This window comes from Acidiluteibacter ferrifornacis (assembly GCF_009909615.1).
Taxonomy (GTDB): domain Bacteria; phylum Bacteroidota; class Bacteroidia; order Flavobacteriales_E; family Vicingaceae; genus Acidiluteibacter; species Acidiluteibacter ferrifornacis.
In genome coordinates this window covers 243,250-258,983 of sequence record NZ_WWNE01000007.1, presented here as the reverse complement: position 1 = coordinate 258,983, position 15,734 = coordinate 243,250, and the positions used below count along the sequence as shown (strand labels likewise).

Annotated in this window: 13 protein-coding genes; all 13 read right to left on the bottom strand. The window is 40.3% G+C overall.

The annotated features are described in order from the left end of the window. Positions 1-167 precede the first annotated feature (167 nt). Positions 168-965: a cation transporter gene (locus GQN54_RS09875; protein WP_160633491.1), complete on the bottom strand. Its 798-nt coding sequence runs from the start codon at positions 963-965 to the stop codon at positions 168-170. Continuing rightward, on the bottom strand, positions 965-1,564 hold the full coding sequence (locus tag GQN54_RS09870) for a methyltransferase family protein (protein WP_160633374.1): 600 nt from the start codon (positions 1,562-1,564) through the stop codon (positions 965-967). Before GQN54_RS09870 ends, GQN54_RS09875 begins: the two co-directional genes overlap by 1 nt. A gap of 3 nt (positions 1,565-1,567) precedes the next feature. Continuing rightward, positions 1,568-3,736, bottom strand: a complete 2,169-nt coding sequence (locus GQN54_RS09865; RefSeq protein ID WP_160633373.1) for a TonB-dependent receptor — start codon at positions 3,734-3,736, stop codon at positions 1,568-1,570. Positions 3,737-3,796: 60 nt separating this feature from the next. Continuing rightward, positions 3,797-4,207, bottom strand: a complete 411-nt coding sequence (locus tag GQN54_RS09860; RefSeq protein ID WP_160633372.1) for a Fur family transcriptional regulator — start codon at positions 4,205-4,207, stop codon at positions 3,797-3,799. A 129-nt stretch (positions 4,208-4,336) separates the two neighbouring features. Continuing rightward, positions 4,337-4,894 (bottom strand): DUF3347 domain-containing protein, encoded by a 558-nt coding sequence (locus tag GQN54_RS09855; protein ID WP_160633371.1) that lies wholly within the window; start codon positions 4,892-4,894, stop codon positions 4,337-4,339. Positions 4,895-4,918: 24 nt separating this feature from the next. Beyond that, positions 4,919-6,700: an efflux RND transporter periplasmic adaptor subunit gene (locus tag GQN54_RS09850; protein WP_160633370.1), complete on the bottom strand. Its 1,782-nt coding sequence runs from the start codon at positions 6,698-6,700 to the stop codon at positions 4,919-4,921. Then, positions 6,697-8,724: a copper-translocating P-type ATPase gene (locus GQN54_RS09845; RefSeq protein WP_160633369.1), complete on the bottom strand. Its 2,028-nt coding sequence runs from the start codon at positions 8,722-8,724 to the stop codon at positions 6,697-6,699. The genes GQN54_RS09850 and GQN54_RS09845 overlap by 4 nt, the downstream gene beginning before the upstream one ends. 2 nt (positions 8,725-8,726) lie before the next feature. Beyond that, the gene (locus GQN54_RS09840; protein ID WP_160633368.1) at positions 8,727-9,959 is read right to left on the bottom strand and encodes a TolC family protein; all 1,233 of its coding nucleotides are present in this window, start codon (positions 9,957-9,959) and stop codon (positions 8,727-8,729) included. After that, positions 9,956-13,780 (bottom strand): efflux RND transporter permease subunit, encoded by a 3,825-nt coding sequence (locus GQN54_RS09835; RefSeq protein ID WP_160633367.1) that lies wholly within the window; start codon positions 13,778-13,780, stop codon positions 9,956-9,958. The genes GQN54_RS09840 and GQN54_RS09835 overlap by 4 nt, the downstream gene beginning before the upstream one ends. Positions 13,781-13,883: 103 nt before the next feature. Next, a complete protein-coding gene (locus GQN54_RS09830) occupies positions 13,884-14,303 on the bottom strand; it encodes an HYC_CC_PP family protein (protein ID WP_160633366.1) in 420 nt (139 codons plus the stop codon). A gap of 56 nt (positions 14,304-14,359) precedes the next feature. Then, a complete protein-coding gene (locus GQN54_RS15455; protein WP_235933033.1) occupies positions 14,360-14,821 on the bottom strand; it encodes a MauE/DoxX family redox-associated membrane protein in 462 nt (153 codons plus the stop codon). Positions 14,822-14,830: 9 nt separating this feature from the next. Next, a complete protein-coding gene (locus tag GQN54_RS15450) occupies positions 14,831-15,097 on the bottom strand; it encodes a heavy-metal-associated domain-containing protein (protein WP_235933031.1) in 267 nt (88 codons plus the stop codon). Between the two features lie 87 nt (positions 15,098-15,184). Beyond that, positions 15,185-15,703 (bottom strand): helix-turn-helix domain-containing protein, encoded by a 519-nt coding sequence (locus tag GQN54_RS09820; RefSeq protein ID WP_235933030.1) that lies wholly within the window; start codon positions 15,701-15,703, stop codon positions 15,185-15,187. Positions 15,704-15,734 lie beyond the last annotated feature (31 nt).

Below are 15,734 nucleotides of genomic sequence, written 5' to 3'. Positions count from 1 at the left end.
CCTGCGTTGGGGTTGTGCGTTGGCAAAAAGCAAGTGTAGCACGATATGGAATGTAGCCTTGCGGAATGGAATAACGGGCTTCTCTTGCTGTGCGGTGCTAAAGGTTGGTAAATGGAATGAGGAACGAATGAAATGCACCTACCGTAGGCACATGGCCGTGGGAGGGATTACTTTGCTAATTTAAGTATTCGGAAAGCACCCTGAATGACTATCAAAAAGACTATCGAACCAATTGCAAGGTCAGGAATCTGACTGCTGGTAAAATAGACAAGGGTGCCTGCTACAATCACACTAATATTTATAATAATATCATTGGAAGTAAAAATCGCTGAAGCCTGCATGTGAGCTTCTTTGCTTTTGGATTTTTGAATAAGATATAGCGAAAGACCATTGGCTATTAAGGCAAGAAATGAGATTATAATCATGGTTTGAAATACAGGCATTTCTTCCGATCCTATAAAACGTCTTATCACTTCAACTAATCCTATTAGGGCTAGGAGTAATTGAAAATATCCACTCCATTTCGCAACGTTCTTTTTGCGGATAGCAGATTGCCCCACTGCCATTAAACTGAGTGCGTACACAATTGAATCAGCTAACATATCTAATGAATCAGCCACTAACCCCATTGATTTTGAAATCCAACCAAAGAGTATCTCAATTACAAAAAATGAGAAATTAATAAGTAGTACTGCCCATAGTAGTTTTCGCTCTTTTTTGGAGTCTGTAGAGTAGTTTATTGACTCTGTCGTTTTTGATTCGGAAACCAACTTTGTATCCAATTTCAGCTCTTCTAGCAGATTCAATATTTCAGTTGAATTGCCAAGGTGCATTACAGTTAGTTTTCTGTCTTGAATTTCAAAATCAAGGTGCTGTATGGAATCATAATCGGAAAGCTTCATACGAATCATTTGCTCTTCCGAAGGGCAGTCCATTTTAGAAATGTGGAATATTGCTTTTCGCATCAAATCCATCGTCTCACACTGTTTTTATATGCTTGATATGCTTCACCATGTGTTTCAAGTAGGTACACTTCTTCTAATCTTACTTGGACTTGTACGGTTATTAAGATCACTACTACCAATGTAAAGCTCAGGGTGTTTGGAAGAATTAGGAAAATGCCAATGTAAAATACCACTACGCCTAGGAATACTGGATTTCTTGAGATAGTAAATATCCCTTTATCAACTAATTCAGTCTTTTCGTCATAGTCTATTCCAATACGCCAAGAATCTGACATTTGAACTTGAGCGATTAATGTCCAAAGAAATGAGATTAGCAGGAGGGCTATACCGACCATTTGTATTGAGTCCTGTGATAAAAAAGTGATAGGATTCAAAAACTGATAAACAGCTGGTAGGTAGGAGTAGCAGACAATTGTTATAGCCATAAAAAGAACGGCCATTTTGTAAATGAAACCGAGGTAGTCATGTGCTTTCTCGGTTGAACTGAAAACAAAAGGATTAACACCCGATTGCCGCCATACTATGATTGAGCGAAGCACAAAGACTATGAGCAAATACGCAACGGTGATAATTGGAGTTATGATTTGGTAAAAGTCCATGATTTAGAAAATGTTAATCTTCACACCACCATTAAATACAAAGCCTGGAGTGGGTGCCCATATATCATTAAAGGTTGGATTGGAAATTGGAGCATTTACAAGTGGTTCAAAATTGGTTTGTATTGTATTGGTGAAATTCTCGAAGTTGGCAAATAGGGTAATGTGTTCAAAGTGCTTCATCACCATAAAACCCATTGTCCAATAGTCAGGTTTTTGATCAAAGCTGTTATCAAATTGCTGGCCTGTGTAGTAGAGTTCGTAGCCAACTGACCAATTGTCTTCTAATTCATACATCAGAATGAAACCTGCCATACTCTCAGGGGTTAAGGGCTGCTGCTTATTTATATTGTCGTATTTCAGTTGTGTGTTGGTATAGGTGTAATACATAAATAATTTAAAGTCTTCGTATGTGGTTCTAATCGAAGTTTCAAAACCTGAACTTTGAATTGGGCCATCGGCATTTTCATAAAAGTATGTGCTGCTTGGTACATCTTCTCTTAGGACTAATGCTTGGTTGAGCTGTGTGAAAAAGAAGAGTTGGTTAATGGCAAACGTGAATTTGTCTAGTACAATAGTTTTATAGTTGAAGTCAATATTCCCACCAATGGAGGTTTCGGGATTGAGTGAACTTGTGCTAATCGGTGCTATATCTTTATAATAAATACGCTCCGCATCTTCTGTAAATAGCGTTGGGAGTTTATAACCCATTGCACCGCTTATCCTTGAAGAAAACTTATTACTGTGCTTGTAAAGTAGAGCAAGTCTTGGCAGTACAAAGGGGCCATGTTCAATGTTGTAATCGGTACGTAAGCCACCTTCAAAAACAAATCTTTCACCTAAATTCCTTGTGTTCTGGACGAAAGCACCAAACGTATTGAATGTGTAACCCTGAGAGCCAAGGCTATCAGGATTGTTGTCTGTAAAAGACTCGTAATAATGATTCACTCCTAAGTGCCATTCGTTTTCATCTGATTTGTTGAGTTTTAGAAATGCTTCTGAAAAACTGGATAGCTGCTGTCCGTCAAATAGATAGTCGGGAATAGTTAATTCCCGGTTGAACAGGCTAATATTGTTTTTTAATATTATCTCACGGTTATCTTTCCGGTTCTTCAAAAGAAATTGAGAATTATACCTTTCGGATTTATTTACCTCCGTAAAGACATTTTCTATCTCGGGATTGCCGTCAATCACTTTCATATCTCCACCTGTTCTTTCATCAAGGGTTGCACCTACACCAAGCGAAACTTCTGTGTTGTTGCTGGGATAATAAAATAATCGTGGATTTAGAGTGAGAGACTGTGATTGAGGCATGTTCGAGAAACCATCATCATCTGGATCGTATGCTATTTGATTGTTTCCTGACCCATACATGGTTAGTCCCAACTTTCCATACTTCTGTGCATAGAAGACATTTCCTGTAGTTCCCAATGCGCTTGTTTGGTCAATCATTATGGTAAGTTCAGGTTCTTCTTCTGGGGTTTTGGAAACCAAGTTTACGATACCTGCAATGGCACCACCCCCGTAGAGTGTTGAATTTCCACCTTTAATGATTTCAAATTGCTTTAAGTCAAGTGGCGGGATCTGTAAGATTGATAGCCCACCTGCAAAGCCGCCATATATAGGTGCTCCATCACGGAGCATTTGGGTATATCTACCATCAAGTCCCTGAATACGTATGTTCATGTTTCCTGAACTCAAAGAGGTTTGTTGCATCATTATACCTGGAGACTCTCTAAGTACCATGCTTATGTTACTTGAGTTCATTACGGCTTTCTCTCCAAGCTCTTCTAGAGTTACAGCTTCTATCCGTGTTGGAATGGTCTCTATTGTTCTTGAAGAACGTGTAGCAGACACAATTACTTCTTCAAGCTCTTCACCGGATTCCATGACAATATCAATCGTTTTACCATCTGATTCAGGAAAAAGGAGTGTTTTGGATTGCGGTTCATATCCAACATAGCTTATAACAAAGTTGATTGAGCCGTTTGGAATATTTTGAAAGTGATACTTGCCTTCCGCATCTGTTGTACCACCATTTGTCGTTCCATCAATAACAATAGTTGCACCAATGAGGCTTTCACCTTCTTCATCATTTACCTGAAAGTAAATGTTGTTTTGCGCAATAGCAGATACGCTAAGTAGAATGAAAAGTGATAGAAATGCGTGCTTCATGTTCAAGTTTTAATTCGAACACAAAGCAAACTATTAAGGAGTGCAATGCCATTGCAAAGTTTAGGTACATGTAGAACAAATGCCTTCAATCAGATAATTGGCAAAGTTTGCTCTAAAGCCATTTGGTAAATTCGGAGTTGTGATAGGGGTATCCTTTAGGCAATAGGTTTTTTCGCATTTAGTACACAAGAAATGAATGTGGTTATCTTCCAAACTGCAAATACAGTCATCATCACAAAGGGCATACTTGATTGCTCCACTACCGTCATTGATTCTGTGTACCAAGTAGTTTTCTTGAAATGTTTTGAGCGTCCTGAAAATGGTTGACTTATCAGCATTTTCAAAAAGTGCTTCAAGTTCATTCAAACTTAAAGCACGATTTTGTTCCATTAAGCATTGTAAAACCAAAAGGCGCATGGCCGTAGGTTTAACTGACCTGAGTTTTAATTTATTTTCGATTACATCTTTCATAAGAACCAAAGATTCGTTTTACCATATTTGGGAATGTCGTTTGCGTTGAAATGCCCCTACTGAAACGACATGGGCGTAGAAAGGGTTTAATACCCCAAGTATTACACTTGAGGCATTAATTGATTCTAGTTACAATTCTTCCTTTACACTTCCACAATGCAGCATCTTATCACCAAAATAAGGATTGTTTACTTCTTTTTCGGCACTGAGCCAGTAGGCTCCTTCGTTGTTGAATGCCATAGGGCAGTATTGTTTGTAAAGCTTTTGATCATTTACATTAGATTCTTTTACCCACGCGTAAATGTTGTCTGAAAGGGTATTGAAGTGGTCTCGTTGGTGATCTACGTTTTCCGTATCAGCTATATGCTGAGCATCAAAGCGTATTTTTTTCATTAGTTCATCTTGACCATCAGGAATGCTGAGTATAAGTTTCCCTGCCGCTTTGCTAGCTGCTGATCCATCAGATTGCACGAGGGCATCTTTCACTTTAAGATAGTTATCTAATACGCCAGAAGCTTGACCAGCATCAATAGTGGATTGCTCTGTTTTATTTTTCTCATCGCTTTTCTGTGAGTTATTACAAGAATAAAGGGTAGTTGTTAACCCGATGGATACAAGTAATCCAAGAAATGTTCTCATCATCGGATTATTTGTTTTTGTGTTGAATTTCTGAGTTGTTGATTTCATTGTATTTGAATTTGAAGTGAATAATTAGTTGATTTCTTTTTTTACTTCTCCGCAGGTCAGCATAGACTCACCGAAGTAGGGGTTTCGTATTTCTTTTGATTGGCTCAGCCAATCTGCACCTTTATCTGAGTTTGCCATCGGGCAATGCTGAATATAAATTGGAGATATATTTGGTTCAAAAGACTCTGCAATTGCTATCATCCCGTTTGAAATATGGATAAAGCTTTCTCTCAGGGCGGCTATGTTTTCTTCGTGTTCAATGTGTTGTAAAGAATTTTTCAGGGAAGATGATAACTCCATCCAAACAGCATGAGCATCGCCTTTGAAAAGGGTCATATCCACATTAGCAAGTGCAGACTTCAGTGCCAAGCCTGATTGCTTTGCTTTTTTAAAATCGTCAGATGCAAGGGCAGTTTTGAAGTTAAAATAAGACTCGAAAAGAGGCTCTATGGATTTTTTTGCAGAGGTAGATAAGGAAGTCTTCTTAATGGCAGAGGGCTTATTCTCCATTGCAGAATTTTTTAGACCACCATGGTTGTGCCCTGTCATAGCTACCCCGCCTTGAGGGTTCATCATGCTTGGTTTACCAGCTAATTGTGCTGCTGCATCAATGCTGAAGGTGCCGTTAACTGCAATCTCTTCCCCAGCTTCTAAACCTGACTCAATTACGTAACTATCTCCTAATTCGGGACCTAGCGTAACTTCTCGCATTATGAAACTAACGCCTTGTGAGCTGGTTTGCATGACGTAAACAACAGAACGAGTGCCTGTCCACATAACGGCTGATTTTGGAACCGTCAATGATGGCTTCTTTGTTGAAGTACTTGCTTCTACGGTTCCACTGACGAACATTTCAGGCTTTAGCATTAAGTCGGCATTGTTTCGTTCTACTCTTGCTTTAGCCACTCTTGTTTTGGTATCTATTACAGGGTCGATGTAGCTGATTGTACCACTGAATGTTTTACCTGGTATTGATTGGATAGTGTATTCGACTTTATCCCCTTTGTTTATAAAACCCATGTCCGTCTCATACACATCAAACAATACCCAGACTTTTGATAAATCTGCTATTTGATATATGGGTTCACCTTGCCTTACGTAATCTCCAAGGTTGACCATTTTTTCAGTAACATATCCCGATACATCTGCAAGAATAGGAAATGACTCAATAGCCTGACCTGAAGTCAGCACCTGATCTATTTGCTTATCTGTGAGCTTCCACTTCTTTAATTTTTCCTTGGCTGCATTGAATAGAGCAGGCTGTGTCGTGGCAATTTTTTGTGCTTCGAGAAGTTCTTCCTGAGCTGTCACTAATTCGGGCGAATAAAGCCTTGCAATGATCTTACCTTTTGACACAAAATCTCCTGTAAACGTTACAGTTAGTTCTTCGATACGACCTGATACATGGGAAGATTGTGTATGCAGTAATCGTTCATCTTCCTGCACTTTGCCATTCAGTTGAATGGATTTTGTGACACTTCCCTTACCCACCGTGAGCGTTTGAACCTGCGCCAACTGCATAGCTGTGGGAGACATACTTACTGCCATGGGGTTTAGTTCTTCGTTTTGTTCCGATTCCAACGGAATTAAGTCCATCCCACAAATAGGGCAATCGCCTGGCTCACCTTTTCTGATTTGTGGATGCATAGAACAGGTCCATATGGTCTCGGTATCTTCAGCAATAGCATGGCCAACTTCGTTAATCACGTTCGTATTGGCGCGACCGAATATCAGCCAGCCCATTATGACACCTATCACAAGTGTGCTCAGTGCTAGAATTAGGGTTGTTTTATTCAACTGTTTCATTGTAAGTCTTTTTTAAATTTTAATCTCAGAAGCTGCGCATTTGCGGCACAAATAATGGTGCTTAAGCTCATGAGAGCGGCACCTAATGCGGGATTAATCATAATGCCTTGATAGAATAGAACTCCCGCTGCAAGTGGAATAGCCACTATATTATAGCCAGTTGCCCAAACGAGGTTCTGAACCATTTTTTTATAGGTTGCTCTTCCGAACAGAATCAAAGTAGCTATATCGGATGGGCTGCTTTCGGTAAGAATGATGTCGGCTGTTTCTGCGGCTACATCTGTACCTGAACCCACGGCAATACCTATATCTGCTTTGGCTAAGGCAGGTGCATCGTTTACTCCATCGCCAGTCATGGCGACAAACTCACCTTGGTTTTGAAGCTTCTCAATCAGTTCAGACTTTTCATGAGGAAGTACCTGGCTGTAGTAACCATCGAGCTTTAATTCTTTCGCTACTGCTTTGGCGGTTTGTTCATTATCGCCAGTTGCCATCAGTACTTTGATGCCCTTTGCTTTTAGGTTATCAATGGCGAATTTGCTTTCTTTTCTGATTTGATCTGCCAAAGCAATGAAACCAACCAAGCTGCCTTCTTTGAGAATGAACACCACAGTTTCTGCCTGGTCTGAATTGGCTTCTTTCGGTAAGTCTATACCTTCTTCTTTTAGGTATCCAGGGCTTACTATGTGATAAGTGATCCCTTCAATTTTTGCACTTACGCCTTTTCCCTTCGTGGAACCGAAATCGGAAATTGAAGGCAGTTTAAGATCACGGCTTTTAGCTTCCTTAACAATGCCTTTGGCAATGGGATGCTCGGAACTTTGCTCGATAGCAGCCACTTTTGAAAGCAAATCATTTTCTGATTTATCGTTTAATGAGACTACTCGGTTTACTCCGAAACTTCCTTCCGTCAGTGTTCCTGTTTTATCAAATACGATAGCCGTAATTTTGCGGCTGGTCTCAAAAGCTGTTCGGTTTCTAATCAACAATCCATTCTTGGCCGATAGCGCAGTAGAAATAGCTACCACCAAGGGTACGGCCAAACCTAAAGCGTGAGGACAAGCGATGATCATCACCGTTACCATGCGCTCAAGTGCAAAGTCCATTCCCTGTGAGCTGAAGAAAGCCCAGGCGATGAAGGTGATTGCTCCTATGCCAATTGCAACGTAAGCAAGCCATCCAGCCGCTGTATTGGCCAAGTTCTGTGTTTTAGATTTGGTTTGCTGAGCTTCTTCTACCAATTTGATGACCTTGTTCAGGTAGCTATCTTCACCAGATGACTTAACTTTAACTTTTAGGCTTCCATCTCCATTGATGGCTCCACCAATTACTTCATCTTCTTTTGTTTTTTGAACTGGTTTACTCTCTCCAGTTAAAGCACTTTCGTTCAACTCACTATCGCCTTCCACAATTTTGCCATCAGCAGGTACTTTTTCACCTGGTTTAATGAGGATCAGATCACCTTTTTTGAGGTCACTTATTTTCACGTCATGAATTTTGTCACCATCTATTTTGTGAGCTTCTGAAGGCATCAATTCAGCTAATTTTTCCAATGCTTTAGATGCTCCCATAATGGAACGCATCTCTAGCCAATGTCCTAAAAGCATAATGTCAATGAGCGTAACTAGCTCCCAATAGAACACTTTACCTTCCAGCCCGAATACTACTGCCGTGCTGTAAGCCCATGCTACGGTTATGGCAATGGCTATTAGGGTCATCATTCCAGGACCGCCTTGAGAAAGTTCATCCTTTAATCCTTTAAGGAATGGCCAGCCACCATAAATGAATATGAATGTTGCTAGAGCGGCTGCTACATAGCCCATGCCTGGAAAACTGATTGAAAATCCCAATATGCCTTGAATCATTTCAGAAAAGGCTAAAACAGGTACGGAGAGCGCAGTATTGATATAAAAGCGCTTTTTAAAGTCTTCTATCATATGGGCATGGTGATCATGATGACCGCCATGTGAATCATGATTATCATGTGAGTGTTCGTGCTGTTTATGATCGTGTTGATGTTCCATAATTATTTCGTTTTTGCCGTTATATAGTCCAACTCAGCCAAAGCGATATGATAATCCGACAGGGCAGTGGCTTTCATTCGTTGATACTTTAAAATTTGCTGTTGCATCCGCAGCACTTCTTCAAAGTCTTTCCCTGAATTGCTATAGGCCGAGAACAGCAGGTTGAGGGATTGCTCTGATTCTTGAATTTGCGCTTCGTACAAAACAATGAGTTCAGTCTGTTTCTGAATCTTGTACCAAATCATTTCATAGGAGCTTATCAGCCGATTAGCTACTTCTTCCTTTTGAAGCTCATAGGACTCCTGCATCAACTGCGCTTCATTTTGAGCAGCCTTGTATTTACCACGAAAAATAGGCAGGCTCATGGTGACCATAGGCATTAATACATCTTTGCCATTGTCTTCCAGAGTCATGTCAGTACGTTCGCCTACAATTACATAATCCAAACCAATACCAAACTTTGGCAATCCCTGCTTGATTGCCGTTCTTTCTTGGGCTTGGCTTGCTAGAACCTTTAGATTCAATTCTTCAAGCAACGGATTTGCAACCAACATTGAATCCTTTCTAAATTCTTGTGTGATTTCTTTTAAGAGAAGCGTGTCAATTATTTCAATGGATTCGTTTTCATTTCGATTTAATAGCTTATTAAAACGGGTTTCAAGAGGCTTTTTCTTTTGGTTGAGAATAGATAAGTCAGTAGTTGCATCTTTTAGCATGATGTCAACACGCAGCACATCTACCATAGACCCTTTATCATTTTGAAACTGAACAGTGGCTATCTCCTTGTAAGAAGATAGAATGCGTTGATTTTCTTCTTCAATCGAAATCAGTTTTTCCAGTTCATAAAGCGGATAATAAGAGGCAGCTACCTGATAATAGAGTTTGTTTCTTGCATCCAGAAATTCCTGATATTTTGCTTCAGCCAGTAAAGAAGCAGTATTTTCTTGGGCATTTAGCGTTCCGAACCAAGGAAACATTTGTGTCATTGAGAATCTGGCTTGTTGAGGGCCCACTCTCGTTTCTACAGGAGAGATGAAGTAGCCAAAAGATAAATTAGGGTCGGGTAAGCTGCTCGCCTGAGTGACCCTTTGCATGGTCGCTTCAAAGTTTTTGTATTTAGCCAAAAGCCCAGGGTTATTTTCTGCGGCTATTTGGAAATAGTCTTCTAGTGTTTGAGCATTTCCTGATAAGTGAAAGCCCATTGCAATGCATATGATTAAGATAAATTTCTTCATGATTGAGCTTTTTTGATTTTGCGTTCTTCTCTCCAACAGTAAAGCACTGGAACAATGAAATATGTGATAGCCGCAAATAGCATCCCGCCAAAGGCGGGTATTGCCATGGGTATCATGATATCAGACCCACGGCCTGTTGAAGTGAGGATAGGGAGCAAGGCAATAATGGTAGTGGCAGAAGTCATCACAGCAGGTTTTATTCTTCGCTGACCTGCTTCTACAGTGGCTGCTCTAATACCTTTAAGGTGGTCTGTTTTGTTTCGCTTAAAACTCTGATCTAAATAAGTGGCCATCAAAACGCCATCATCAGTTGCGATACCAAATAGGGCTATAAAACCGACCCAAACTGCTACACTGAGATTGATGGTGTGAATTTGGAATAGGTCTCTAAAATTGGTGCCGAATATGGAAAAGTCGGCAAACCATGTTTGACCGTACAACCAAAGGATAATGAAACCACCACTAAAGGCCATGGCAATACCTGTAAATACCATGAACGAAGTAGAGACCGATTTGAACTGGAAATAGAGTATGAGAAAAACAATACCTAATACCAGAGGTACAATGATTGATAAACGTTTTTCAGCTCTGACCTGGTTTTCATAACTCCCCGAAAACTTATAGCTCACTCCCGAAGGCACAGTCAATTCTCCTGAATCTATCTTTTTCTGAATAGCTTGCTGCGCATCATTTACCACAGTTACTTCAGAGAAACCATCCCTTTTATCGAACAGAACATAACCAACCAAAAAGGTTTCTTCACTCTTGATGGCTTGAGGCCCCCTTACGTATTCAAAATCTATAATTTGTGATAGCGGGATTTGGGCGCCTGTAGGTGTTGCCATTAATATTTTGCCAAGAGCTGAAGGGTCATCCCTAAGTTCTCTTGGATAGCGAACCCTGACAGGGAAACGCTCACGTCCTTCTACCGTTGAGGTAATCTTCATACCACCAATAGCGGTTTCGATGGTCTGTTGGACATCTTCTATGTTTAGCCCATAGCGTGAAATTTCATCGCGATTGATATTTAGATGTAGGTAAGGTTTACCCACTATCCTGTCGGCAAAGACCGCTTCTTTTTTTACCGATGGAACTTCTTTCAGTATGCTTTCGACTTGTAAGCCAAAGTCTTCTATCGTTCTCAGGTCTGGGCCATAAACTTTTATGCCCATAGGAGCTCGCATCCCTGTTTGAAGCATCACCAAACGCGTCTCAATAGGCTGAAGCTTAGGGGCTGAAGTAACCCCTGGAATCTTAGTGACTTTGACAATTTCATTCCAGATGTCATCTGGAGACTTAATCACTTTACGCCAATTACGATAGTATTTACCATTATCATCAACAATTAAATCGCTCGCATTAATTCCTAGGTCTAGTCCTTCTTGATTACTCAAGGTATCGCCCGAAATGGTAATGAAGTGATTGTTGTCATCTACCTTAAACCTTTGTCGATGACCTTTTTTGTTGAGAATGTATTCGGACTTGTAATTGATGATGTTTTCATACATCGAAATGGGTGCAGGGTCAAGAGCAGATTCTACCCGTCCTAATTTACCTACCGTCAATTCCACTTCAGGTATATTGGTTAGCAACATATCCAATTGCCCGACCACTCTTCGATTGTACTCCATACCTGAGTGTGGCATGGAGGTGGGCATAAGTAGAAAACTGCCTTCATCGAGCGAAGGCATGAACTCCTTACCAATTCCTGGAAAAGTATGCGCCAATTCAGACCAAACTTTAGTCTTGTTGATGTTCCAGCCTACGGATTCAAATCCTTTAGAAACAAAACCGAAAACGGTGTTGAAGCCTAACCAAATGTTGGCAGCCAACAGAATAAGCAAAGAAGGAATGACAAGAAACTTTGTTTTATTATCAAGGCACCAATGCAAAAACCTTTTGTATTGATATTCTAGTAGGGTGAAGCTGCCCAAGATTACAGCCACTAGTATTGCCACAAATACGAAATTGACGAGGAGAGACTGTGATGCCCCTAGTGGTAACCAGTATTTTGCCAAGAGCCAGGTAACGCCTATTAATACGATGATTAACTCTGCGTATTGGTATAAAAAGAGAACGGGTTTCGGAAAATTCTTGCTGTTAGCATTTAAGAATTGTTTGAGAATGCCTATTACACCAAAGAGAAATAGCATTACTCCACCCCAAACCTGACCAAAAGCCAGTGCGACTACCCCAATGATGACAAGTACGTAGCTACCGTACTTTTTGAGTAGATTGTTCTTGATTTTGAAGCCGAAAAACCAATGTGCCAGGGTAGGCATGATTAGCAGACTCACCAGCAGTGCAGCAATCAGGGCAAAGGTCTTGGTAAAGGCCAAAGGCCCAAATAGCTTTCCTTCGGCAGCTTGCATGGTGAATACAGGAATGAAACTCACAATGGTGGTAGAAACGGCTGTGAGTATTGCTGTAGCCACTTCAGAAGCGCCATTGTAAACGGTGGTAATCAGTTTCTGCTTAGGTGGGGCTTCATCAATGTGTTTGATGATATTCTCTGAGAGAATCACGCCTAAATCAACCATCGTTCCGATGGCAATGGCAATACCTGATAAGGCTACAATGTTGGCATCTACGCCAAAGTAACGCATGGCGATAAATACCATGAGCACAGCAATAGGTAGTATGCTTGAAATGAGAAAAGAAGCCCTAAGATTATACACCATTACAATTACTACCAAAATGGTAATGAGTACTTGCAGTGAAATGGCTTCTTCTAGGGTGCCTAAGGTTTCGTAAATCAATTCCGAACGATCATAAAAGGGCACAATGGTTAATTGAGATTCTCTGCCATCTGCTAAAGTTTTCTTTGGAAGCCCAGGTGCTATTTCTTTTATCTTCTTTTTTACATTGTTGATGACCTGCAAGGGATTCGCACCATATCGTGCTACAACTACTCCGCCTACTACTTCTGCACCATCTTTATCTAGCAAGCCCCTGCGGGTAGCAGGGCCGAGCGAAACCACGCCAATATCTTTTATTCGTACAGGCACATTGTCCTGCACAGCAACAACGGCCTTTTCAATGTCTTCGACTTTTTTAACATAGCCCAAACCACGTACTAAGTATTCTGCTTGGTTGATCTCTATGGTTTTTGCTCCTACATCTTTATTCGATTTTTGAACTGCCTGCATTACTCTGTGCAAAGGGATGTCGTAAGCTTTGAGTGCATCAGGATTCACGTCTATTTGATACTCTTGCACAAATCCACCAATAGAGGCTACTTCTGAAACTCCTTCTGTTGCATTGAGTCCATACTTCACATAGAAGTCCTGAACCGTGCGGATTTCGTGTAAATCCCAACCACCAGTTGGGTTACCGTTTTTGTCTCTTCCTTCAATGGTGTACCAGTACACCTGACCTAAAGCTGTAGCGTCAGGACCTAAGCTTGGCTGAACTCCATCGGGCAATAGCCCTGATGGTAATGAACTCAGTTTTTCAAGGATACGAGAACGTGACCAATAGAACTCTACATCTTCCGAGAAGATGATATAGATGCTTGAAAAACCGAATATGGATGAGCTACGAATGGATTTTACACCAGGTATACCAAGCAAATAGGTGGTTAAAGGATAGGAGATTTGATCTTCAATATCCTGTGGTGATCGACCCTGCCATTGGGTAAATACGATTTGCTGGTTTTCGCCAATATCAGGTATAGCATCAACGGGTACAGGGTCAGACGGGAGAACGCCCACCTGCCAACCGAAAGGTGCGGTGATGATACCCCAGGCCACAAAACCTGTAAGGACAAGAACAGTAACCAACTTGTTCTCCAAGAAATATTTAATGATTCTATTAAGCATAATACAATTAATGTTGATTGAACAGAAAAGGAATGTTCAATGGCAAGAAATGCCAAATTGCTCAGCGATCTATTGACCGAGAGTTTCAAATTGTATTAATGGCTTAAATCAAGAAGGTTTGAAAAAGAACTTGAACGTCTCTTTCAAAGAAGGGAGGGGGATATTCTGGATATAGTGATTGCCCTTTGTCAACAAAGAACAGAGGTTGTATAAAAACCTGAACAAAGGCAGCAAAGAAAAAAGGATTAACTACAGATGTAGAGGGCTGAGTTTTTGCAATGTCATCTGTTTGAATGACTTGATGCTGATTTTCACAGCAAGGCTTAGCTTTAATCTGCTCTTCTTCAGATGGCATGTTCTCGCATTCCTGTTCCATATCTTCCATGCCGCAGTCAGGATTTCCTAAGCCCAGGGTAAAAGTAGTCTCTACCGCTTGACCGCCACAAAAATGTGTATTCATAGCAAAACCAATGTTGGAAACCAACATGAGTAAAGCGAGTGATATGGCAATTACTTTTTTCAAGATTTTCAAAGATACGAAATTACAAATTGAGTGTTTTACAGAATTTTGACTTTGGTTTACAAGATTTGGTAACTAAAAAGCATAAATACGGCCATTCCTACCATGGTTAAATCTTCGACAATGGTTACAGTACTCATGGGTAAGTTAAATACATCTCCAAGGCAGGCACATCTGATTTTTTTCTTATCAAGGTTGCTCTTTATAACTCCAATACTGCTTACTCCTAAAATAATGGCAGTACTGATGTTCGTTGCAAGTGGTGCCAGGTTAATTAAATATAAAACTCCAAGGGTTAATTCCACGAAGGGGTAGATATATCCCCAAGCCGACCATCTAGCAGCAATTATGTCATACATTTTGTAGGAGTCTGCAAAGCCTTTTAGGTTTAATAGTTTAAAAAAGGCGAAGACAATGAAAAAGCCCGCCATAAAATGACGCATCCATAGCATTGTTGAAAATGAGGCGAAAGGAAACTGTGAGAGTGCAGTAACGGCTGCTATAAATGAAACAATAAGCAATAGTGGCTTTTATGTACTTGTAGACTTATTTGGAAGTTGATCTATTGTTTTTTCCTGCACAGAAGGAGTTTCCGATATGGAATAATCTCCCGCTTTCTTGACAAGTGCTTGTAGAAATTCAAGAGCAATGGGTTCATTTAAATTCAACTGTGCCTGTGGGAAATCAAGCTGAACATGAGCTTCTTTGATTTCAGAAGCTGTCAACAATTGATTTTTTACACTTGCTACACATCCACCGCAGGTCATTCCTTCAATTTTGTATGTTCTACTATGCATTGCTTATCCTTTTTTGGGATCACAAAATTGGGAAATCAGCTGTCTTTGAACGTTACACAATATTGACTTTGGTTTATGAAATTATGCTCAGATCTTATCTAAGGGCTTTCTATGGTGACTCGATTGACCTTTGAATTTAGTAGGGGTCATTCCCGTTTCTTTCTTGAACTGAGCAGAAAGATGCGCTACACTGCTGTAGTTCATTTCTAGGGCAATCTCTGATAAGGTCATTTGGTTGTAAATCAAATACTCTTTGACCTTTTCAATTTTTTGAAGGACAATGAATTTCTCAATGGTAATCCCTTCAACGGAGGAGAATAGCCTGCTCAAGTATGTGTATTCATGGTTCAGTTCATCCGAAATTAAAGAAGAAAAGTTGATGGAAAGGGGTTCTTGCTCGTGATGAATTTGTTCAATAATTACGGTTTTGATTTTAGAGATCAGTACTGACTTTCCTGGTTCGAGCAACTCAAATCCTAAAGCATTCAATTGATTGCTAAGCGATTTGAGTTTTTGCTTGTCAATAGGATCTGAAAGAATGACCTGACCTAATTGAACATCCTGAAATTGAATTTCGAGTTCGTTGAGCTCGTCCCTTACTGCCATTATGCAGCGGGGACAAACCATGTTTTTGATG

Excerpts from the sequence above, each read along its gene's own strand:
- GQN54_RS09875 (WP_160633491.1), bottom strand. The coding sequence starts at position 965 with ATGCGAAAAGCAATATTCCACATTTCTAAAATGGACTGCCCTTCGGAA.
- GQN54_RS09870 (WP_160633374.1), bottom strand. The coding sequence starts at position 1,564 with ATGGACTTTTACCAAATCATAACTCCAATTATCACCGTTGCGTATTTG.
- GQN54_RS09865 (WP_160633373.1), bottom strand. The coding sequence starts at position 3,736 with ATGAAGCACGCATTTCTATCACTTTTCATTCTACTTAGCGTATCTGCT.
- GQN54_RS09860 (WP_160633372.1), bottom strand. The coding sequence starts at position 4,207 with ATGAAAGATGTAATCGAAAATAAATTAAAACTCAGGTCAGTTAAACCT.
- GQN54_RS09855 (WP_160633371.1), bottom strand. The coding sequence starts at position 4,894 with ATGAAATCAACAACTCAGAAATTCAACACAAAAACAAATAATCCGATG.
- GQN54_RS09850 (WP_160633370.1), bottom strand. The coding sequence starts at position 6,700 with ATGAAACAGTTGAATAAAACAACCCTAATTCTAGCACTGAGCACACTT.
- GQN54_RS09845 (WP_160633369.1), bottom strand. The coding sequence starts at position 8,724 with ATGGAACATCAACACGATCATAAACAGCACGAACACTCACATGATAAT.
- GQN54_RS09840 (WP_160633368.1), bottom strand. The coding sequence starts at position 9,959 with ATGAAGAAATTTATCTTAATCATATGCATTGCAATGGGCTTTCACTTA.
- GQN54_RS09835 (WP_160633367.1), bottom strand. The coding sequence starts at position 13,780 with ATGCTTAATAGAATCATTAAATATTTCTTGGAGAACAAGTTGGTTACT.
- GQN54_RS15450 (WP_235933031.1), bottom strand. The coding sequence starts at position 15,097 with ATGCATAGTAGAACATACAAAATTGAAGGAATGACCTGCGGTGGATGT.
- GQN54_RS09820 (WP_235933030.1), bottom strand. The coding sequence starts at position 15,703 with ATGGCAGTAAGGGACGAGCTCAACGAACTCGAAATTCAATTTCAGGAT.